At 65.4% G+C, this 20,643-nt stretch carries 19 protein-coding genes and 1 riboswitch; of the genes, 9 read left to right on the top strand and 10 right to left on the bottom strand.

The window, feature by feature from the left end; all coding sequences use genetic code 11:
- Window positions 1-92: 92 nt before the first annotated feature.
- The 4 genes from ACP16H_RS15795 to ACP16H_RS15810 all read right to left on the bottom strand — a co-directional run bounded on the left by ACP16H_RS15795 (window position 93) and on the right by ACP16H_RS15810 (window position 4,359).
- On the bottom strand, window positions 93-1,721 hold the full coding sequence (locus ACP16H_RS15795; RefSeq protein ID WP_425073206.1) for an amino acid ABC transporter ATP-binding/permease protein: 1,629 nt from the start codon (window positions 1,719-1,721) through the stop codon (window positions 93-95).
- Entirely contained in the window at window positions 1,718-3,256 is a 1,539-nt protein-coding gene (locus ACP16H_RS15800) for an ABC transporter ATP-binding protein/permease (RefSeq protein WP_425073207.1), read from the bottom strand. Before ACP16H_RS15800 ends, ACP16H_RS15795 begins: the two co-directional genes overlap by 4 nt.
- Before the next feature lie 106 nt (window positions 3,257-3,362).
- Window positions 3,363-3,914 carry a hemerythrin domain-containing protein gene (locus ACP16H_RS15805; protein ID WP_425073208.1) on the bottom strand — a complete coding sequence of 184 codons (552 nt, stop codon included), beginning with the start codon at window positions 3,912-3,914 and terminating at the stop codon, window positions 3,363-3,365.
- A gap of 31 nt (window positions 3,915-3,945) precedes the next feature.
- Window positions 3,946-4,359 (bottom strand): universal stress protein, encoded by a 414-nt coding sequence (locus ACP16H_RS15810; RefSeq protein WP_425073209.1) that lies wholly within the window; start codon window positions 4,357-4,359, stop codon window positions 3,946-3,948.
- Between the two features lie 265 nt (window positions 4,360-4,624).
- On the opposite strand from ACP16H_RS15810, the gene ACP16H_RS15815 reads away from it, so the two are divergent.
- Window positions 4,625-5,314: a response regulator transcription factor gene (locus tag ACP16H_RS15815; RefSeq protein ID WP_425073210.1), complete on the top strand. Its 690-nt coding sequence runs from the start codon at window positions 4,625-4,627 to the stop codon at window positions 5,312-5,314.
- A 207-nt stretch (window positions 5,315-5,521) separates the two neighbouring features.
- Here the strand turns inward: ACP16H_RS15815 and ACP16H_RS15820 are convergent, their stop codons facing one another.
- Window positions 5,522-5,839 carry an antibiotic biosynthesis monooxygenase family protein gene (locus ACP16H_RS15820; protein ID WP_425073211.1) on the bottom strand — a complete coding sequence of 106 codons (318 nt, stop codon included), beginning with the start codon at window positions 5,837-5,839 and terminating at the stop codon, window positions 5,522-5,524.
- 209 nt (window positions 5,840-6,048) lie between these two features.
- Here ACP16H_RS15820 and ACP16H_RS15825 point away from each other — a divergent pair, with 209 nt between their 5' ends.
- The 4 genes from ACP16H_RS15825 (at window position 6,049) to ACP16H_RS15840 (ending at window position 9,642) form a co-directional block, all read left to right on the top strand.
- A complete protein-coding gene (locus ACP16H_RS15825) occupies window positions 6,049-6,756 on the top strand; it encodes a DUF484 family protein (RefSeq protein ID WP_425073212.1) in 708 nt (235 codons plus the stop codon).
- A gap of 75 nt (window positions 6,757-6,831) precedes the next feature.
- Window positions 6,832-7,758: a tyrosine recombinase XerC gene (locus ACP16H_RS15830; RefSeq protein WP_425073213.1), complete on the top strand. Its 927-nt coding sequence runs from the start codon at window positions 6,832-6,834 to the stop codon at window positions 7,756-7,758.
- 1 nt (window position 7,759) lies between these two features.
- Window positions 7,760-8,665, top strand: a complete 906-nt coding sequence (locus ACP16H_RS15835) for an AEC family transporter (protein ID WP_425073214.1) — start codon at window positions 7,760-7,762, stop codon at window positions 8,663-8,665.
- Window positions 8,666-9,039: 374 nt separating this feature from the next.
- Entirely contained in the window at window positions 9,040-9,642 is a 603-nt protein-coding gene (locus ACP16H_RS15840) for a glutathione S-transferase (RefSeq protein WP_425073215.1), read from the top strand.
- Window positions 9,643-9,758: 116 nt separating this feature from the next.
- Here ACP16H_RS15840 and ACP16H_RS15845 read toward each other — a convergent pair whose 3' ends face one another.
- Window positions 9,759-10,424, bottom strand: a complete 666-nt coding sequence (locus ACP16H_RS15845) for an outer membrane protein (RefSeq protein ID WP_425073216.1) — start codon at window positions 10,422-10,424, stop codon at window positions 9,759-9,761.
- 234 nt (window positions 10,425-10,658) lie between these two features.
- Here ACP16H_RS15845 and petA point away from each other — a divergent pair, with 234 nt between their 5' ends.
- From petA to ACP16H_RS15860, 3 genes are read left to right on the top strand one after another with little or no spacing between them, the layout of a single operon-like run.
- The gene (gene petA, locus ACP16H_RS15850) at window positions 10,659-11,261 is read left to right on the top strand and encodes a ubiquinol-cytochrome c reductase iron-sulfur subunit (RefSeq protein WP_425073217.1); all 603 of its coding nucleotides are present in this window, start codon (window positions 10,659-10,661) and stop codon (window positions 11,259-11,261) included.
- 12 nt (window positions 11,262-11,273) lie between these two features.
- Window positions 11,274-12,602: a cytochrome b gene (gene petB / locus ACP16H_RS15855; protein ID WP_425073218.1), complete on the top strand. Its 1,329-nt coding sequence runs from the start codon at window positions 11,274-11,276 to the stop codon at window positions 12,600-12,602.
- Window positions 12,603-12,621: 19 nt separating this feature from the next.
- A complete protein-coding gene (locus tag ACP16H_RS15860) occupies window positions 12,622-13,461 on the top strand; it encodes a cytochrome c1 (protein ID WP_425073219.1) in 840 nt (279 codons plus the stop codon).
- A 389-nt stretch (window positions 13,462-13,850) separates the two neighbouring features.
- Here ACP16H_RS15860 and ACP16H_RS15865 read toward each other — a convergent pair whose 3' ends face one another.
- Genes ACP16H_RS15865 through thiB form a run of 3 tightly spaced genes read right to left on the bottom strand, consistent with a single transcriptional unit; the run spans window position 13,851 to window position 17,015 of the window.
- Window positions 13,851-14,549 carry an ATP-binding cassette domain-containing protein gene (locus ACP16H_RS15865; RefSeq protein WP_425073220.1) on the bottom strand — a complete coding sequence of 233 codons (699 nt, stop codon included), beginning with the start codon at window positions 14,547-14,549 and terminating at the stop codon, window positions 13,851-13,853.
- A complete protein-coding gene (locus tag ACP16H_RS15870) occupies window positions 14,536-16,062 on the bottom strand; it encodes a thiamine/thiamine pyrophosphate ABC transporter permease ThiP (RefSeq protein WP_425073221.1) in 1,527 nt (508 codons plus the stop codon). Before ACP16H_RS15870 ends, ACP16H_RS15865 begins: the two co-directional genes overlap by 14 nt.
- On the bottom strand, window positions 16,038-17,015 hold the full coding sequence (thiB, locus tag ACP16H_RS15875; RefSeq protein ID WP_425073222.1) for a thiamine ABC transporter substrate binding subunit: 978 nt from the start codon (window positions 17,013-17,015) through the stop codon (window positions 16,038-16,040). Before thiB ends, ACP16H_RS15870 begins: the two co-directional genes overlap by 25 nt.
- 46 nt (window positions 17,016-17,061) lie before the next feature.
- Window positions 17,062-17,172, bottom strand: a riboswitch (TPP riboswitch).
- Window positions 17,173-17,327: 155 nt separating this feature from the next.
- On the opposite strand from thiB, the gene aroC reads away from it, so the two are divergent.
- A complete protein-coding gene (gene aroC, locus ACP16H_RS15880) occupies window positions 17,328-18,431 on the top strand; it encodes a chorismate synthase (RefSeq protein ID WP_425073223.1) in 1,104 nt (367 codons plus the stop codon).
- Between the two features lie 38 nt (window positions 18,432-18,469).
- Here aroC and ACP16H_RS15885 read toward each other — a convergent pair whose 3' ends face one another.
- Window positions 18,470-20,560 (bottom strand): methyl-accepting chemotaxis protein, encoded by a 2,091-nt coding sequence (locus ACP16H_RS15885; RefSeq protein WP_425073224.1) that lies wholly within the window; start codon window positions 20,558-20,560, stop codon window positions 18,470-18,472.
- Window positions 20,561-20,643: the final 83 nt, after the last annotated feature.

Genomic DNA, 20,643 nt, shown 5'->3' on the forward strand with positions numbered 1-20,643 from the left:
TCCCGGCCCCTCGAACGGGGCGATGGGGCGGGTTATATTCTAAATCTCAGATGCGACTTTGATGTGCATCAAAATTCTATATCCTGGATGTGTCATTTCGGAACTGTGACAGCCCGCCCCTGCAACGCGATGACGCAGTTGGCCTGCGCCACTTCTTCGGCGCGGTGCGCGGCGATCAGTAGTGCGCTGTCAGGTAGCGCGGTGCGCAGCCCCGTCAGCACCCGTCGCGCAGTCGTGAGGTCCAGCCCCTCGGTCGGTTCGTCCAGCAACAGGACGCGCGGGCGGGTCAGCAGGGCGCGCGCCAGCACCAGCCGCCGCGCCTCGCCGCCCGACAGGCCCGCGCCGCGGAACCCCAGCCGCGCATCGAGGCCCCCCTTGGCGCGGATCACATCCGCCAGCGCGACAGCCTCCAGCGCCTGCCACATGGCCGCGTCATCGCTGCCCGCCAGCGCGAGGTTCTCGCGCACCGTCCCGGCGATCAGCGCGTGGCGCTGCGGCACCATGACCACGGCGCGCCGCCAGTCCGCCTCGGCCACCGGCGCGACACCGCCAAGGGTCACGCGCCCCTCTGCCGGGTCCAGTACGCCCGCCGCCATCAGCAACAGCGTCGTCTTGCCCGCCCCGCTCGCCCCGGTCAGCGCCACGGTCTCGCCCGGGGCCACGGTGAAGGACACCGGCGCGAAACGCCCGGAGCTCAGGCCCTCGACCGCCAGCACGCCCTCGGGCACGACGCCCCGAGTCGGCTGCGCGGGCACCTCCAGCGACGGCACCACGCGCCGCGCCGCCTGCGCCATCCGGCCGACTTCGGCCAGCGCACGGCGCACCGGCATGACCGCCTCGCCCAGGGCCAGCGCCGCCAGCACGCCCAGACCGACCTGAGCCGCTGTCACCTCTGCCTGCTCTGCCAGAGCGCCACCAATCGCCAGCGCCCCGCCGACGACGGCCACGCCGATCAGGTCAAGCCCAAGGCCCATGCGCCGTTCGACCCTTTCCAGCACGCGCCGCGCGCCGGCCTCGAAGGCCATGGCGGACCGGACCCGCTCTGCCTGCGTCCCCAACTGGCCGTAGACCAGCAGGTCCTCGCGCGCCGCCAGCAGGTCGACCATCCGCGCCCGCAGCGCCTGCGTTCCGGCCTCGACCCGCCGCGCCGGGGCGCGCGCCAGCCGCTGCCCCAGGACAAAGACCAGCGTCGGCAGCAGCAGCCAGCCCACCGCGATCCACAGCCCGACCCAAGGGTGGACCAGCCAGCCGACCACCAGCCCCGCGACGATGACCACCAGACCGCCCGCCACGCCCGGCACCACCAGCCGCAACAGAACCCCGTCCAGCGCGTCCACATCCGCCGTCACCCGGTTCAGCACCGCATTGGCGCGCAGCCGCTCCAGCGCCCGGTACGGCTGTGCGAGAAGCCCGCGCAACAACTGCACCCGCAGCCCCGACAGCGCCCGCAAGGTCGCGTCATGGGTCAGCACCCGCTCGCCCCAGCGCGCCGCCGTCCGTCCCAGCGCGAGGAAACGCACCATGGACGACGGCCCGAACACGTTGAACAGCGCCCCCGTCCCCGCCAGACCCGAGGCGGCGGCAGCGGTGATGAACCACCCCGACAGGCCCAGCAGCGCCGCGCCCATGGCCAGTACCGTGACCGCCAGCAGGAACCCCCACAGCAACGCCCGCCGCTGCCCGCGCAGCACCAGCGTCACGACCCGCAAAAGCGCCCTCATGCGCCCAGATGGATCACGCGATCCATCCTCCCCGCCAGTCGCGCATCATGCGTCGCCACGATCAGCGTGCCGTCAAACGCCAGCAAACCCTCGGTCACGGCCTCGGCGGTGTCGGCATCCAGATCGGCGGTCGGTTCATCGGCCAGCAGCACGCGCGGCGCACCGTGCAAGGCCCGCGCCAGCGTCACCCGCCGCGCCTCGCCGCCCGACAGCCCCGCGCCGCGCTCGCCCAACACGGTCAGGTCGCCCTTGGGCAAGGCGGCGACGACCCCGCTCAGCGCCGCCTGCGCCACGACCTCGGGCCGCAAGGGCGCGCCGAACCCCACGTTGTACCGGAGCGACCGGCCAAGGAACTGTGGACCCTGCGGCATCCACCCCAGCCCCCCGCGCCAGTCGTCCACGATCTCGCGCAGCGGCACCCTGCCCACCGTCACTGAACCGTCGAACGGCTCCAACCCCGCCAGCACGCGCAGCAGGGTCGTCTTGCCCGCGCCGCTTGGCGCCATCAGCGCCAGCTTCTCGCCGGGCTGCACCTGAATGTCGGGATAGGCGATCCCCCGCGCCACCACGCCGCGCAGCACCAGCGGCCCCTCGGGCACCGTCCCCGCGCCGCGCATCACCGCCGCGCGCGCCTGCGCCCGCCAGCGGGCGACATCGCCCTGCACGGCCTCTGCCGCCGCCTTGTCATGCCAAGCCGCCGCCAGATCGCGCAAAGGCTGGAAATACTCCGGCGCCAGCAGCAGCAGCCAGATGCCCACCGCCGGGGACACCTCGCCGCCCCACGCCACCAGACCCAACAGCGAGAACCCGGTCCAGACCGCCACCATGGCCACGCCCAGCGCCGAGAGCAGCTCCAGCACGGTCGAGGACAGGAAGGCGACGCGCAGCACCGCCATGGTCCGCGCGCGCAGCCGCTCGGAGGCGTCAGCGAACCCCGCGACCACCGCCTCGCCCCCGCCCACCAGCCGCATGTCCGCCAGCGCCGCCAGCCGGTCCACCAGCAGGTCGCTCAGCGATCCGATCTCGTCCATCTGCCGCGCGCTGGCGTCCTTTGCCGCCCAGCCGACCAAAGCCATGAAGACCGGGATCACCGGCCCCGCCACCAGCAGGACCAGCCCCACGGCCCAACTGTGCCAGAACGCCAGCCCGAGGATCACCACCGGCACCACCCGCGCGCGCAGCATCGCCGGGCGATAGCGCATGAGGTAGGGCCGCAGCGCGTCCAGCTTCTCGGCCACGAGCGCCGCCAAGGCCCCCGGACCGCCCAGATCGGACGGCTCGACGGTCGCAACCTCGCCCGCCAGAACCTCGGCCCGCAACGCCGCGATCTCCGCATCCGCCTGCCGCGCAAGCACGGCCTGCGCCGCTGCCTCCAGCGCCGCGCGCACCGCGCCCAATGCAATGAAAATCAAGGCCAGTGGCCAGATGCCGGAGCCGCCCTCCAGCAACCGCCCCAAGGCCAGCGCCAGACACCAGGCCATGCCCGGCCAGACCAGCGCCGCCGCCAGCGACAGTGCCGCGCCCTTCTGTTTCATCCTCGCCTCCGATCCATCACCGGAAAGCTAGGACTCATCCACACCAAATGCACGCCATGCAGACCGCGTCCAACCGTCCCACCCGGAACCCCGCGCGAACCCCGGCTTACGCCAGACCGTCCGGCCCGTGTTTCAGGATCACCGGCACGATCAGGTCTTCCTCGTCCGCCAGATGGCGCAACAGCAGCCCTTCAAAGCCCGCCAGTTCCTCGCGGAACCGCCCGGCCTCCACCTTGCCCTGCAACACGCCGTTCGCCCCTTCGGCAAAGCGGTTCAGCAGCCCGTCCATCGCGTGATGGTCGCGGTCGAGGATGTCAAAGCCCCGCTCCAGCCGCGTGTCCTTGGGCCGCAGCATGGGAAAGTAATGCATGTCCTCGATCTGGTGATGCCCGTGCAGGTTCTGCAACAGCATCGAGCCATAGCGCGACAGCCGCCCCTTCATCTGCTGCGGGTCCATGCGCCCGTCCACGACGCCCTCGGCATCCGTGCCCATCACCTCGCAGAGCTGACGGAACATCTCGTGGCGTTCCAGCCAGAAGGCCACCAGCCCGGCAAAGTTCGGATGCGCCTGCCACACCTCGCGCGGATAGGCCTCAAGAAGCACCTTCAGCGCCTCTGGCAGCCCGTCCCGTTCCGTCAGTTCATAAAGCTTGTCCATGCAGCCGAGGTGATCCCGCCGCAGGGCAAAGTCAACGCAGTACGTGCACAGAGCATTGCGCGTGGCGCACAACCTGCGCCGCGGTCGAGCCGATGAGGAAATCCCCCATGCCCGGACGGTGCGAGGCGATCACCACCAGATCGACGTCGTTTGCCGCCGCATAGTCGAGGATCCCGCGCGAGGCATGGCCGATCACGATCACCCCTTGCGCGCCGTCGACCTCGGTCGCCAGTTGCGCGATCCGATCCTCCAGGGCCTTGCGCAGCTCGTCCATGTAATCGTGCGGCAGGTAGGTATCGACGTAACCCGGCACCTGCTCCATGACGTGCAGCAGCGTGATCTTCGCGCCCTCGGTCGCCAGCGCCTCTGCCACGGCGATCGACTTGCGGATGCGGTCCTCGCTGCCTTCATCCATCGCCAGCGGCACCAGAATGTTCCTGTACATGGCCGAATTCTCCCTTTTTCACCAAATGTACACTGGACCCACTCCTTTCGCGCCGCCTTGATGCAGGTCATGCCGCGCGCACGCCGTGATCGGGTCACATTTTGTTCTCAATCCAAACGTATCCCATTAACACAGGTTGCAGAACGCACCTCCTCCCGGCCCCACCCGACAGAAGATCCGGAACGGGCCGAGCGACCGCCATGTGTGTGGCCCCGTGCGGGTCCTCCGGCGGGCGACACGCTCTCTACTGACCGTGAGGAAAGCAATGCGTTACCTGATCGCCGAAACCAACTGGACCATGATGACCCTCGCCGCCGAACTGGCGGCCAATGGCACGCTGATGACGCGGACCGACCGGCCCGAGGACGTCGAACATTTCATGCGCCATGGCGAGGCGGACCTGCTTGTGCTCGCCGCCGACCAGATCGCCAATCGCGGCATGTCGCTGGCTGCGCTGCGCCGCATCTCTCCCGACATGCCCATCGCGCTTGTCGCGGACAAGCCGCAATCCGAACAGATCGCCGCATGGCTTGACGCCGGCGCCGACTGCGTGATCGACGCCACCCGCCCACCAGAAGAGGCCGTGGTCACCCTTCAGGCTGTCGCCCGCCGCCGCCTCGGCCTGTCGCGTCCGCAGATCGTGCACGGCCCGCTGCGTATCGACCTGCTGACGCGCAAGGCCTACATGCTGACCTGCCCGCTGAAGCTCTCGCCCAAGCTGTATGAACTGCTGGAATACCTCGCGCTGCGCCCCGGCCAATTGGTGACGCGGGCAGAGCTGCTGTCGCACATCTACGGCCTTGAAAACGAACCGGATGCGCGCGTCTTCGACGTCTACATCTGCAACCTGCGCTCCTGCCTTCAGGCCTCGGCGGGCGCGGTGGACATTGACACCGTCCGCGGCTCCGGCTTCCGCTTCGCCGCCAGCGACGTGGCCGCAGCGGTCGCTGCCTAATCCTATGCCCCTATGTGTCGCCCGATACCGGGCGACACATCACGCGATCTGCACGATCCGCGCTTGTTTCGTCAGCGGGTCCTCGACATAGTCGCCCCACCCCAACGGCTGCACCCGCGCGCTCAACTACGCGACCCTCAGCACCTCCGGCTCCAGCGCCTTCTTGCCCTTCAGGGCGTCCAGTATGCCCAACCGGGCCTCCTACACTCAGAACACCGCCGCAACGTCGTACAGCACCGGCTCGAACGACCGGCACAGCGCGTTCAGACGCTTGTTCACCGCCCGCATCTCATCAGATCGTAACATGGCAAGGAAGTCCTCGCGCCGCCGCCATTGCGAATAATTCGCGATACGGGTCTGCGCGTCATTCACGTGCAACCCGGCGGCAACGAAACCGGGCTGCTCCGAGATGAAACCGGCATAGGCCTCCCGCAACTCGTCCAGCAGGTCCTGGCAGTTGCCGGGGCTGGTCTCGAAGGTGGTCAAAACGGTCTGCACCGCGTCGCTGACGTGGATATGTGGCATGGTCGATCCTCCCTGCCCCCAGCTTGCCACGGAATCCCCCGTGCCCAAAGCGCCGCGTTTCGCGCGCTGTCGCCCGGAAACGGGCCGGAATTTCTTGACAGCAACGCCCCCGCCGGGGCAAAAAATGACCAATTCAGAACACAGGGCGTGCAAACACGCCCATCGAGCGACGGCACTTGCCCCATCGGGGCCCCGATACAGGACAGCACATGACCAGCACCGCCCGAATCGAGGAGTCCCTCCGCGAGACGATCATTTCGCGCCCCGACATGATCCTTGACGACAAGGACCTCATGCACGCGCTGATCGCCGCCAACGAGCGGGCCATGGGCGGCAATATCGTCGACCTGCGCGGCATCGCCATGGAACGGCTCGAAGCGCGCCTTGACCGGCTCGAAGACACCCATCGCAGCGTCATCGCCGCCGCCTATGAAAACCTCGCCGGGACCAACCAGATACACCGCGCCATCCTGCGCATGCTGGACCCGCTGGATTTCGAACCCTTCCTGCGCGACCTCGGCGGCGAAGTCGCCCAGATCCTGCGCGTCGACGTGGTTAAACTGGTGCTGGAAAGCCAGCAGAACGACAACGAACCGGTCATCCGCCGTCTGGGCGAGGTGCTGTCCGTGGCCGAACCGGGCTTTGTCGAAAGCTTCATCGCCGGCAACCGCGAGGCACCGATCCGCCCCGTCACCCTGCGCCAGATCAGCCATGGCGACGGCCGAGTGTACGGCACGCGCGCCGAATGGATCCGCTCCGAGGCCTGCCTGAAGCTCGACTTCGGCCCCGGCCGCCTGCCGGGCCTGCTGGTCATGGGCTCCGAGGATCCGCACCAGTTCACCCCGCAACAGGGCACCGACCTGCTGGCCTTCTTCGCGGGCGTGTTCGAACGCGGCATGCGGCGCTGGTTGTCGTAAACCAAGGGCCTGCCAGCCTGACACGAAACCCCGGGGGACCCTCAAAGGCACGCGAAGACGCGTGAACGGACCCGCATGACCCTCGACATCTCGCACGCCGCCCGCCACGCCCTGACCACATGGCTCGACCATGCGCGCGCCCTGAAAGACGCGTCCGAGAACACGATCACCGCCTATCGTGCCGATGTGCTGGACTTCATCGTCTTCATGACGCTGCACCATGGCGAACCGCAGGGGCTGGCGCCCCTCGCCCGCATCACCACCTCGGACATGCGCGCATGGATGGCGCATCTGCGCCGCGACGACATCTCGCCGCGCTCCGTGGCGCGCAAGCTGTCGGCGGTGAAAACCTTCTACCGCTGGCTATCCGAACGCGAGGGGTTCGAGCCCACCGCCGTCCTCGCCACACGTGCGCCGAAGTTCCAGAAGAAACTCCCCCGCCCCCTGACCGAAGACGCCGCCCGCGCCATGATCGAAACGGTCGAGCACCAGACAAAGGACAGCTGGCAGGGCGCCCGCGACACCGCCGTCGTCAAGCTGCTCTATGGCTGCGGTCTGCGCATCTCCGAAGCTCTTGGCCTCAAGGGCCGCGACCTGCCGCTGGGCGACAGCCTGCGCATCATCGGCAAGGGCAACAAGGAACGCCTTGTCCCGGTCCTCCCCGTTGCCCGCCGCGCGGTCGAGGCCTATCTGACGCTCTGCCCCTACCCGATGACGCCCGACGAACACGTTTTTCGCGGCGCACGCGGCGGGCCGCTGAACGGCCGCCACATCGCCAAGGTCACGGAACGCTCGCGCATGCAACTGGGCCTGCCGTCTTCGGCCACGCCGCACGCCATGCGGCACAGCTTTGCCACGCATCTATTGCAAGCGGGCGGTGACCTGCGCGCCATCCAGGAACTGCTCGGCCATGCCTCGCTGTCCACGACGCAGGCCTATACCGCCGTCGACCAGGTCCACCTGATGCAGGTCTACGAGGCCTGCCACCCCAAGGCGGGCTGAGTTGCTGATAACCACCATCTGGCCGCTCTTTGCCGCGATCTGCCTTGGCGCGGTGCTGGCGCGGCGCGGCATCCCCTCCGCCGACTTCTGGCCTGCCGCCGAGAAACTGAACTACTTCGTCCTCTTCCCGGCGCTGCTGATTTCCAGCCTGTCGCGCGCGCCCGTCAGCGACCCGGACCTGCTGCGCATGGGGGCTGCGGGCGCGACCACGATCCTGATCGCCGCCGGGGTCATGGTGCTGCTGCGCCTTTGGACCCCCGCGCCACCGGAGCGCTTCGGCCCCACGCTTCAGGGCGTCATCCGCTTCAACACCTACCTCGGCTTTGCCGTCATCACCCGCATGGCCCCCAGCGACGGCGCGACCTCTGCCGCGGTCTACCTCGCCATCGCGGTGCCGCTGGTGAACGTCCTGTCTATCATCGCCCTGTCGGGCCGTGCACGCCCGCGAGTCCTGCTGATGACCGTGCTGCGCAACCCGCTGGTGCTGGGCTGCGTCGTCGGGCTGACCCTTGCCAGCACCGGCATTGGCCTGCCCTTCGGGTTGCAGAACTTTGCCGCGCTGCTGGCACAGGGCAGCCTGCCCCTCGGCCTGTTGTGCGTCGGCGCGGCGCTGCGCATGGACGGGCTGCGTCGCGACCTGCCCGCGCTGCTCGGCGTCTCGGCACTGCGCCTGATTGCCATGCCCGCCCTTGCCATGGCCGTGGCGCTGGCCTTCCGCCTGCCAGCCGACGCCGCGCTGGTGCTGGTGGCCTTTTCCGCCATTCCCACGGCCTCGACCGCCTACGTCCTCACCCGGCAACTGGGCGGAGACGGCCCCTACATGGCCGCCCTCATCACCTTTCAGACGCTGGTCGCGGTCGTGACGCTGCCGCTGGTGCTGGCCCTCTGGCCGCAAATCAGCCCCTGACGGCGACCGTGGCTTTGGCCGGAAACCGCGGTTTTTCGCCACGGTTAACGCGAAAGATTTTCACGCAACGGGGTTTCGCACCCCGACTCACCCAAAGGTTAAGAACCGGCCGGGAATCATCGGGAATCCGGCCGGTTCGCGCGTTAAGGTAGAGGGGTGAAAGGTTAATACCCCTTAACCCGTTGTGCCGGAAATTTCGAAAACACCCACATATGGCACCCCACGCAGAGCGCACGCTCCGTTACCCCGCTGCACGGTGGTTTAACCTGCATGGACTGGAAACCCCGGTAAAACCACCGTACGCTGGCCCCGCATTTCCCTTGAGCCATGCGCCCCGCTCTGCCATCCATTCAGACAATGGAAGGAGACCCGTCATGAAACTGCTCTACTCCCCCGCCTCGCCCTTTGTGCGTAAGGTCATGGTCACGCTGCATGAAACCGGGCAGATGGACGATGTCGAACGGGTGAACGTCACCACCACGCCACTGGCCTCCGACCCGACGCTGGCCTCTGCCAACCCGGTGGGCAAGATCCCCGCCCTCATCCGCGAGAACAGCCCAACCCTTTATGATTCAAGGGTGATCTGCCGCTTCCTCGATGCGCGGGCGGGCACGAACCTGTATCCGGAGAAGCGCCTTTGGGACACGCTGACGCTGGAGGCCACCGCCGACGGCATGATGGAGGCCTCCGTCCTGATCGTCTATGAAGAGCGCTTCCGCCCGCAGGAAAAGGTGTCGATGGACTGGATCGAGGGCCAGTGGACAAAGGTCGCCCGCGCGCTGGACGCCCTTGAAACCCGCTGGATGAGCCACCTGAACGGGCCGCTCGACATGGGCCAGATCGCCGTGGGCTGTGCACTGGGGTACATCGACTTCCGCCATGACGTGCGCAGCTGGCGCACCGGTCGCCCGACGCTGGCCGCGTGGTTCGAAGCCTTCGGCCAACGCGCGGCCATGCAGGCGACCCAGCCGGCCTGACGCGCCCCGGTTCCTTGCAAAGAAACCGTTCCGGAAACTTTGCAAGTTTCCGCCCGCGCCGACGAAAAAGGGCGGACCAGATGGCCCGCCCGCTTTGCCCTGAGAGGCAAATTTCTTCAGAATTTCATCGAAATGCCGACGTTCAGCGCGTTGGTCTTGATGTCGGTCTTGAAGGTGCCGCCCTGGTCGAAGGTGCCTTCGTTCGACGAATAGGTGAACTGGTATTCGCCGAAAACGGAATAGCGGTCGTTGATCGGCATCGTCGCCCCCGCCAGCACCCGCGCCGCCGGTCCGGTGACCTGGAAACCATAGGTCCGCGATCCGCTCACATGGCTTGCGTCCACATGCGGGAAGGCAAAGCCGATCCCGCCGCCGACATAGGGCGTCATGGTCCCCCACTTGTCGGGCCAGCGCTTCATCACGTTGAGGGTCGCCACGTTGTGCCCGTCAGAAAACTCAAGCCGGTCAAAGCCCAGCGCAGTCTTCACCGAACCCGGCGCATAGGCCTTTGTGTGGGTGTATTCGATGCCGAACCCCAGTGTTTCGGACTTCCACCACGTCGCCCGCGCGCCGTAATACGGCGGCGACGAGAAGGGCTTGCCCTCCCATCCGACCAGCTCGTTGTAAGACCCGCCGTTGTTGGGCAGCTCGCCCTTGATGCGGCTGTGCGGCAAGGTCTGCCAGCCCATGTAGACCGAAAGCTCGGTCTCGGCGGCGACCGGAACGGCCATGGATGCGGTGATTGCGGCTGCCAGCGCCGCGCCCGGAATCAGACGTTTCATCTGACGAACTCCCTCTGCTCGGGTCCTAGCTAAACCTCGCCCGGGTGGGTTTCAATTGCGACACATCCGCCCGCCTGTCAAAGTGTGGCTTTTGTATGCTTTACCACACCAAAGGTGACGGGTAGATACGCGTCTGAATTCGCATGGACAGAGTCGGCATGACTCCGCCCATGCGTTTTGACGTATCTCGGCCGGAGGGCGCTTCCTCGGGCCCCGAACTAGGGAGCGACAATCGTGTCACACGCTGACGATCATGATGCCACCCGCAGGGACTTCCTCTACTACGCCGCTGCAGGCGCCGGGGCCGTCACCACGGGCGCGGCAGTCTGGCCGCTGGTCAACCAGATGAACCCCTCCGCGGATGTGCGGGCGCTGTCCACCATTCGTGTGGACATTTCCGGCGTCGAGCCGGGCGCACAGCTGACGGTGAAATGGCTGGGCAAGCCGGTCTTCATCCGCCACCGCACCGAAGACGAGATCGCTCGGGCGGCAGAACAGGACGCGGCGATTGCCGATGGGTCCGCCTCGCCGCTGGTCGACACGCTGGCGCGCAACGAGAACCTGGACCCCTCTGCACCGGCGACCGACGCAAACCGCACCACGCCGAACCCCGAGGGCGCCGAAGGCCCCGAAGGCCAGTGGCTGGTCCAGATGGGCGTCTGCACCCACCTCGGCTGCGTGCCGCTGGGCGATGCCGGTGACTTTGGCGGCTGGTTCTGCCCGTGCCACGGCTCGCACTACGACATGGCAGGCCGTATCCGTAAGGGCCCGGCGCCCGAGAACCTGCACATCCCGCCGACCTCCTGGGTCGACGCATCGACCATCCTGCTGGGTTAAGGAGCGCGTAACATGGCTGGAATCCCGCACGATCATTACGAGCCCAAGACCGGCATCGAGAAGTGGGTGCACTCGCGCCTGCCCATCGTTGGTCTGCTCTATGACACCATCATGATCCCCACGCCCAAGAACCTCAACTGGATGTGGATCTGGGGCATCATCCTGACCTTCTGCCTCGTGCTGCAGATCGCCACCGGGGTCATCCTGGTGATGCACTACACGCCGCACGTGGACCTGGCCTTTGCCTCGGTCGAGCACATCATGCGCGACGTGAACGGCGGCCACTTCATCCGCTACCTGCACGCCAACGGCGCATCGCTGTTCTTCGTGGCCGTGTACCTGCACATCTTCCGTGGTCTCTACTACGGGTCGTATAAGGCACCGCGCGAGATCACCTGGATCATCGGCATGCTGATCTACCTGTGCATGATGGGCACCGCCTTCATGGGCTACGTTCTGCCCTGGGGTCAGATGTCCTTCTGGGGCGCGACCGTCATCACCGGCTTGTTCGGCGCCATCCCCGGCGTGGGCGAGGCCATCCAGACCTGGCTGCTGGGCGGACCGGCCGTGGACAACGCCACGCTGAACCGCTTCTTCTCGCTGCACTACCTGCTGCCCTTCGTGATCGCCGCCCTCGTGGCCGTTCACATCTGGGCCTTCCACACCACCGGGAACAACAACCCGACAGGTGTCGAAGTGCGCCGCGGCTCCAAGGCCGAGGCCGAGAAGGACACGGTTCCGTTCTGGCCCTACTACGTCATCAAGGACCTGTTCGCGCTGGCCGTGATCCTGGCGGTCTTCTTCGCCATCGTCGGCTTCATGCCGAACTACCTGGGTCACCCCGACAACTACATCGAGGCGAACCCGCTCTCGACCCCGGCGCACATCGTTCCGGAATGGTACTTCCTACCGTTCTACGCGATCCTGCGTGCCTTCACCTCCGAAGTCTGGGTCGTTCAGTTCGCATCCTTCATCACCAACGGCATCATCGACGCGAAGTTCTTCGGCGTGATCGCGATGTTCGGTGCAATCCTCGCGATGGCACTGGCACCGTGGCTGGACACCTCCCGCGTGCGTTCGGGCAAGTATCGCCCGATGTTCAAGTGGTGGTTCTGGCTGCTCTGCATCGACTTCATGGCCCTGATGTGGCTGGGTGCGATGCCCGCTGAAGAGCCCTACGCCTCCTTCTCGCTGATCGCTGCTGCTTACTGGTTCGGCTACTTCTTCGTCATCCTGCCGCTGCTGGGTGTCCTCGAAAAGCCGCTGCCGCAGCCCGCGACCATCGAAGAGGACTTCGACGCGCACTATCCGCCCAAGTCCACCGCGACTCCGGCGGAATAAGACAAGAGGATCGCAAGAGATGTTCAAGAAACTCACCCTCGCGGCCCTGACGGCCCTCGGTCTTGGCACCGGCGCATTTGCCGCCGGAGCCACACCCCACGTCGAAGACTTCGCCTTCCCCTTCGAAGGTCCCTTCGGCAAATACGACCAGATGCAGCTTCAGCGCGGTCTGAAGATCTTCACCGAAGTCTGCTCGGCCTGCCACGGCCTCAAGTACGTCCCGATCCGCGACCTCGCGGCTCTGGGCTACAACGAGGACCAGCTGTTCGCCTATGCGTCGCAGCTCCAGGTCTGGGACCGCACGCTGAACGGCGGCGAAGGCGACTTCCGCGAGGCGGTTCCGGCGGACAAGTTCCCGGCGAACACCGGCGCGGGCGCACCTGACCTGTCGCTGATGGCCAAGTCGCGCGCGGGCTTCCATGGCCCCTACGGTCTGGGCATCAACCAGTTCGTCAAAGGCATGGGCGGTCCGGAATACATCGCCTCCCTGCTGACCGGCTACCACGAGGCACCGGAATGCGCCCCCGAGGACTTCCCCGGCAGCTACAACGCGGTCTTCGCCGTGGGTGGCTACCCCGAGGAGTGCAAGGACGAGCACGGCAACCACACCGTGCCCGGTTCCTGGATCGCAATGGGCCAGCCGCTGATGGGCGAGGACGTCGATTTTGACGACGGCCACTCCAACTCGCTGCACCACGAGGCGCAGGACGTCGCGGCGTTCCTGATGTGGGCCGCCGAGCCGAAGCTGAACCAGCGCAAGGAAGCCGGCTTTATCGGCGTCTTCTTCCTGCTGATCCTCTCGGTCCTGCTGTACTTGGTGAACAAGCGCATCTGGGCCCCGATCAAGCGCAAGCATTGATCGGCACCGGTCTGGCCAGAGCGCCGACCGTGCCCCCAATCTCCGAAAAGCCCCGCCGCGCGCGGGGCTTTTTCTTTGCCCGCATCGCGTCCCCTCAGCCGCCCCAAGGCGTTGCCCTTGACGGCCCCGCGCGCAGGGCCAAGAAAAATTTAAAGAAGATCCTGTTTTTTGTAGATGCGCACTCGGTTGCCGCCACGATCTTCGGGGAATGATTTTCTCCAAACCCGGGCATGTTCCGACACATCCGGGCAAGGGAATACCCGCACGAATCGGATCATCACTGGTGTGGTCCGCAGCCTTTCGAGGCTAGAAACGACGGACGCAGAGGTGGCAATCCGCACTGTCTCTCCCACCGCAAGCCGCGAGTCGGCGCAGGGAGATAACCGGGGTTACTCTCCCATGTAGGCGCGGAATGCCTTTGGCGGGACTTCGAAAAATGCGCGTGTCGGGGCGGGCGGATGCACCAGCCCTTCGGCCACCAGAACGACATCCTGCGCAAAAGAACGGGCGTCTTCGGGGTCATGCGTGACCATGAGGGTCAGGGCCCCCAATGCCCCGGCCACCTCGCGCACCACGGCCAGCATGTCTTTCTTCAATCCCGGCCCGAGTGCTGCAAACGGTTCGTCCAGCAGCAGAACAGGTCTCGCCATCAGAAGCACCCGCGCCAGTGCCGCGCGGCTTTGCTGCCCGCCCGACAGGGTGCCGGGCTTGCGGCGGGCGTAGCCGTCCAGCCCCACGCGCCGCAACGCGCCTTCGATCCGCGCCATCTCTTCGGGTCCCGGCCGCTGCCCGCCGGGCTGCAACGCCAGCCCAAGGTTCCGGGCAAGGTCGAGATGCGGGAACAGGTTGCCGTCCTGAAAAAGGATCGACACCGGGCGCTTCTCGGGCGGCACGGCGGACAGGTCGCGCCCCTCCCAGCTGATCCGGCCCGACAACGGTGCCCGGAAACCGGCGATCACGTCCAGAAGCGTGGATTTTCCCGCCCCCGAAGGCCCAAGCACCGCCACACGCCGCCCCGGCCCCAAGGCCAGATCCGCGTCCAGCGTGCCACGATCCATCGCGATCCGGACTTCTTCAAACCTCAGCAAGCCGCCCTCCCCTGTCCAGCAGGACAAACGCGCCAAGGCTCAGCCCCAGCAACAACAGCGCCGCACCGGCGGCGGCCTCCATCTGGTAAGACCCCATCAACCGATAGACCTGCAAGGGCAGCGTCGCTCGATCCGGGTCGGCGAACAACGCGATCACGCCGAGGTCCCCCATGGCCAGCGCCGCCACCAACCCGGCGGCAAAGCCCATCGGGCGACGCAGGCGCGGCAGCCAGACCAGCCGCAACCAGGCCCATGCCGTCAGCCCAAGTGACGCCCGCAGACGTCCGAAATCCGCCTGCACCGCCTCGGCCTGAGGCGTGATGATCCGCAGCGCAAAAGGCAACCCCATCAAGGCGTTGACCAAGGCCGTCACGGGCAGAGCCATGCTGAACGGGTTCACATATGGACGCAGCATCAGGAACAGCCCGGTCCCCAGAACCAAGGGCGACACGGTGATCGCCGCGAGGGACAGCAGCTCGCCGCGTCTGTTCGCCAAGGCCACGGCCCATGCCATGCACAGCACCGTCGACACCGCAGCAACCGCCAGTGAATGGCCAGCGGCGATCAGCGTATCCGCCCGCAACAGGGCCAATCCGGGCACGCCGCGTGCCACCACCGCCCCCAAGGGCACCAAAAGAAACAAGGCCGCAAGCGTGATCCAGCCAAAATCCCAAAGCCGCGTCCACCCGCATCCGTCCCGGCGCAGCAACGTCCGATCTCGCCCGACGCCAAACCCTTCGGTTCTCGCGACCTTCAACGCCACAAGGCCCGCAGCCAGCCCCAAGGCCAGCTGCATCAGGCTTAAAACTGCCGCCCGCCCGAGATCAAAATCGAATCGCATGGCCTGATAGATCGCCAGTTCCACCGTCGTGGCCCGCGGCCCGCCGCCCAGCGTCAAAGCGACCGCGAAACTCGTCAGGCAGATGACAAAAATCACCACGAAAGCCCCTGGAGCCACCCGCGTCACCACCGGCCAATCCACGACCCGCCACATCGCGCCACGCGTCAGTCCCAACGAGGACGCCAGCCGGAGACGCTCGCCCGGAACCGCCTGCCAACCGTTCAGCAGCATCCGCACCGCCAAGGGCAGGTTGAAGAACACATGCGCCAGAACAACTCCGTGCAGCCCGTAGACGTCGACACCGGGCAGCCCCAAGGCGCCCAGCAGATCGTTCACCAGACCCGCCTGCCCGAACACCGCGATCAGCCCCATGACAGCCACAATCACCGGCAGGATGAACGGCGCCCCCATCAGCGTGACCAGAGCAGCCCGCCCCGGAAAGCGCTGCCTCACCAACGCCTTGGCCACCGGAACAGCCAAGGCGACGCTGACCCCTGCGGACAGCAGCGCCTGCCACAACGTGAACCGGACAGCCTGCCAATCCCCGGCCTTCAGCAGTCCGGGCCCGAGGGCCGATAGCCCCCCGGCCCGGTTCAGAACGACGATCACTGGCCCCAGCGTCAAAAGCGCCAGGGCCAGCCCCGCAATTACTGAGACAGCGCGGCGCGCCATGCCTCGATGGCCTCATCCCGCAGCGCGGCGGCTTCGTCTTCGGAGTAGAACAGTACGTTCTCCGGCAGGTCGAGCTTCTGGAAGCCCTCCGGCCACTCTGCCTTGTCCAGCGCCGCTGGAATCGACCAGTTGCCGGTGGCGATCATCGACTGGAAATCATGGCTGAGGATAAAGTCCATGAACTGTTGCGCCAGTTCGGGCTGGTCGGTCCCGGCCACCTTGGCCGCCAGCTCGACCATGAAATAATGCCCCTCGGGAAAGATCGCGGCCTTCTTGGTCACATCTTCCTCGGCGATGATGTGATAGGCGGGCGAGGTCGTGTAAGACAGCACCATATCCGCCTCGCCGTCGTTGAACATGCCGTAGCTTTCCGACCAACCCTTTGTCACCGTGACGATTTTCGGCGCAAGTTTCGCCCAGGCGTCCTGTGCCTTGTCGCCGTAGACCTCCTGCACCCAGAGCACCAGCGCGAGGCCCGAGATCGAAGTGCGCGGGTCCTGGATCACCAGCCGCAGGTCGTCGGGCGCCTCCAGAAGCGCGTCAAACGACGCGGGCGCCTCCATCTTTGTCGTGTCATAGATGAATGCCGTGTGGCCATAGTTGAACGGCAGGAACGTGTCGTCCGTCCATTCGATCGGCAGCGTCAGTGGCGACAGGTCCACACCATGCGGCGCGAACAGCCCACTTTCGCGCGCCTTCTTGGTCACGTCGGTGTTCAGGCCGATCACCACGTCGGCTTCGGTCCGGTCGCCTTCCAGCATCAGGCGCGGCAGCAACTCGCCCGGCTTGAACTGAAGATCACAGCCACACTGCGCCTCAAACAGTTCCTCGATCTTGGGGCCCGGGCCCCATTCGGACGTGAAATAGTCCGGGGCATAGACGGTCAGGACGTTTTCCTGAGCCACCGCACTGGTGGCCAGCAACAATCCCGCAGCAAATATCGGTGCCTTCATGGCATCCTCCTTATTTGCGGCGCGAGGGGATCAGTTCGGCAGACACTTGGTCGGCCTGCACCTTCCCTCCGCCGGTGTTAACCGGTTCAGGTTCAACGGGTTGATGCGCTTACGCAAATCTCAGACGGATCGTGCTCCGCCACCCCGAGGTGAGGCGCACCCTATTGCCGCGGGCGCAGGCGTGCAAGCCGAAAGCCCCCGCGCGCGTATGCGCCCGGACCGAACGCGCCCCGCGCGCCGACGCAACCAAGCCAAAACCCCTTGAGCGCATGGCGCGGCTGCCCTAGACCACCGACGCAAAGGAGACTGCCCATGAGCCTCAACACCTTCGGCCATCTGTTCCGCATCACCACCTGGGGCGAAAGCCACGGACCCGCGCTTGGCGCGACCGTCGATGGCGTGCCGCCGGGGATTGAAGTGGACGAGGCGCAGCTTCAGGTCTGGCTGGACAAGCGAAAGCCGGGGCAGAACAAGTACACGACCCAGCGCCGCGAGCCGGATGCGGTGCGGATCCTGTCCGGGGTGTTCGAAGGGCGGACCACCGGCACTTCCGTTCAGCTGATGATCGAGAATACCGATCAACGCTCGAAGGATTACGGCGATATTGCCGAAAAATTCCGTCCCGGCCACGCCGATATTACCTATTTCCAGAAATACGGCATTCGCGATTACCGCGGCGGCGGGCGGTCGTCGGCGCGTGAAACCGCGGCGCGGGTTGCTGCGGGCGGGTTGGCCCGGGCGGCGCTGACTGCGCTGGCGCCTACTGTCGAAATCCAAGGCTACATGGTGCAAATGGGCCGTTCAAAGGCCGACCCCTCACGTTATGACATGATGCAGATCGATCAGAATCCCTTTTGGTGCCCGGATGCGGTCATGGCGGCGCAATGGGCGGGTGAACTGGATGAACTCCGCAAGTCCGGCAATTCCGTCGGTGCCGTTATCGAGGTCGTGGCGCGCGGTGTCCCCGCAGGGCTCGGTGCACCGATTTACGGCAAGCTCGATACGGACCTCGCGGCGGCGATGATGTCGATCAACGCGGTCAAGGGTGTCGAGATCGGCGAAGGCATGCGCGCAGCGGAACTGACCGGCGAAGAGAACGCCGACGAAATTTTCCTCGGGAATGACGGCCAGCCGGTTTACTCTTCCAACCATGCGGGCGGCATTCTCGGTGGCATTTCCACGGGGCAGGACGTGGTCGTACGCTTTGCTGTCAAACCAACCTCTTCGATCCTGCGGCCACGTCAAACGATCACGAAGTCCGGCGAAGCAACAGAGATCATCACCAAAGGCCGTCACGATCCTTGCGTCGGCATCCGCGCCGTTCCGGTCGGCGAAGCCATGATGGCCTGTGTTCTACTGGATCACTTGCTGCTGCATCGCGGGCAGGTCGGAGCCGCAGGTGGCGTAATCGGCTGAGTCTCTGTCCCGCTTCGGCTACACCGAGGGTTCTCGCATCAAAAATCCGACCACGCATCGTCCTTGCTGGCCGCAGGGCGCGGCGTCGCCGCTGGAACCCTTATGGCATTCACCACCAGCGGCTCTTCTACAGCCATCGGGACGGGCTCTGGGTCCGCAATTTCTGCGGCCCAACTGCCATGAACAAGAATCTCCTTTTGAAGTTTCTCAGGCTTTTTCGATATGTCGGCGCCACTCTTGGACGCATTGTAACCGTGTCCTTGAGGTTTGGCCCCCGGCTTCTGCGGCGGTTTCGCGACAGCTGCCGATGGCAACGGCGGAACGTCGTCAAACAATTCGATTTCATTCGTGTGGTCAAACATTTCCGGCATGCCGCCATCGGCGCCAATGCCACCAGCAGTCACGTTCCCGCCGGTAAAGCGCGTCAGAAGATCCGACAATCTGGTCGCCTCGACCGTCAATTGCTGGCTGGCGGTACTCGTCTGACTGACCATTGCAGCGTTTTGCTGGGTCACCTTGTCCAGCTCGCCGATGCCGATGTTTATTTCTTCAACGCCACGCGCCTGTTCGCGAGACAAGGTGGCAATTCCCGAAACCATCTCCGAGACCTCCGTGACGCTCTCCACGATGTGGCTGAGTGTCTGGCTGGTGGCCTGAACCAACCGTTCACCGTCTTCGACCTGTGACACGCTGTTCAGGACAAGTTCCTTGATCTCATTGGCGGACTCAGACGCTCGTTGTGCGAGGCCCCGGACCTCTGACGCTACGACGGAAAAGCCCTTTCCGGATTCGCCGGCACGTGCTGCTTCCACGCCTGCGTTCAGTGCCAGCAAGTTGGTCTGAAAGGCGATGTCATCGATCACGCCGATGATCTGACTGATCTGCTCGGACGATTTTGCAATCGAACTCATGGCTTTCAACGCCTGCTCCATGACTTCTCCGCCCTGCTCTGCCCGGCGCCGCCCCTCAACCACCTTTTCGTCGGCGTCCTGCGCCTTGTCCGCTGCAGTCTTTACGCCGACGGACAGGACGTCCAGCGCAGCTGCCGATTGTTCCAGCGTGGCGGCCTGCATCTCGGCGCGGCGGGACATTTCGTCAGACATGCCTGACAGTTCACTGGCATTGGTTTGGACGGTGGAGGTGCTGGATCTGAGCGAATCTACCAAAGACTGCAGGGCAGACGCGAGATCGTTGAAGTCGCGACACAGCTTCACGTAGCTTTCTCCGAGATCCCGCCATTCTTCGGACGCGATGCGCTCTGTCAGTTGCCCGCTGCGGAGCTTGCTCATGGCCACGCTGAGCGTCTGAAAGAGGTCCACCCGGCGACCGTTCTCCTCCTTGATGCGGTTATCGGATTGCTCGGCGTCGCGCAGGATACGTCGCAGATCGTTCAGACTACGCGCGATATGCCCAACTTCGTCCCCGCGCGCCTGATCTTCGATCGGGCTGTCGTAGTCCTGCTCGCTCAGTCTTGCGATGCGACTGCGTGCCCGCTCGATGGGTTGGCTCAGATGGCGTCCGAACAGATAGGAGAGCACCACTCCCAGCACAATCGCGATCATGTTGCCCGCCATGACCAACTGGTTCAACCGCGCGACCTCGGAATTGGCGCTGGCATACATTTCTTCGATTTTCAGCGAGATATTGTCCATGACCGCGCCCAACCGTTCTTCGGCGCCGGTAAGTCGCGGGAGCATCTCCGCGTTCGCGGTGGTGACGATGCCCCAAGAGAGCTCTTCTTCTGTGGTATCGTAAAACGCCTCCATTTCGGCGAGCAATACGTCGACTTCTGCCAAGCCCTTTTGGATTTCGAGATGGTCCACCGTGCCGTCGCCGAAGACCTCCTCCGATTCGACGATCGTTCGACGCACCTCGGAAATCCCGTCGGTGAAGATCGACCACTCCCTGTCCCGGTCCACCGCGACGAAAAGCAAGTTTGATACGGATTCGTCGATGGTTTCCATCATCCCTGACAGGATGGACATTTCTGAACTCAGCTGGTCAGCTGTCTGGATGGACAAGCCCAGTTGTCGTTGCGCAAACCAGTTCAGTCCCGATAACGCGAGCATCGCAGCCAGAAGTGTCCCAGCCAGGAAAATAACCTGGATTCGAATGGAAAATCTGCTCATGCGTCACCTCAAGCCGTGCAGGGGGCGTGCCGGTGCCCCTGCAAATGTTCGGCTTGACCGTAGGCTGGCTCTGTAAACAAACC

It is taken from the genome of Sagittula sp. S175, from assembly GCF_049800975.1.
In the GTDB taxonomy this organism is placed as follows: Bacteria; Pseudomonadota; Alphaproteobacteria; order Rhodobacterales; family Rhodobacteraceae; genus Sagittula.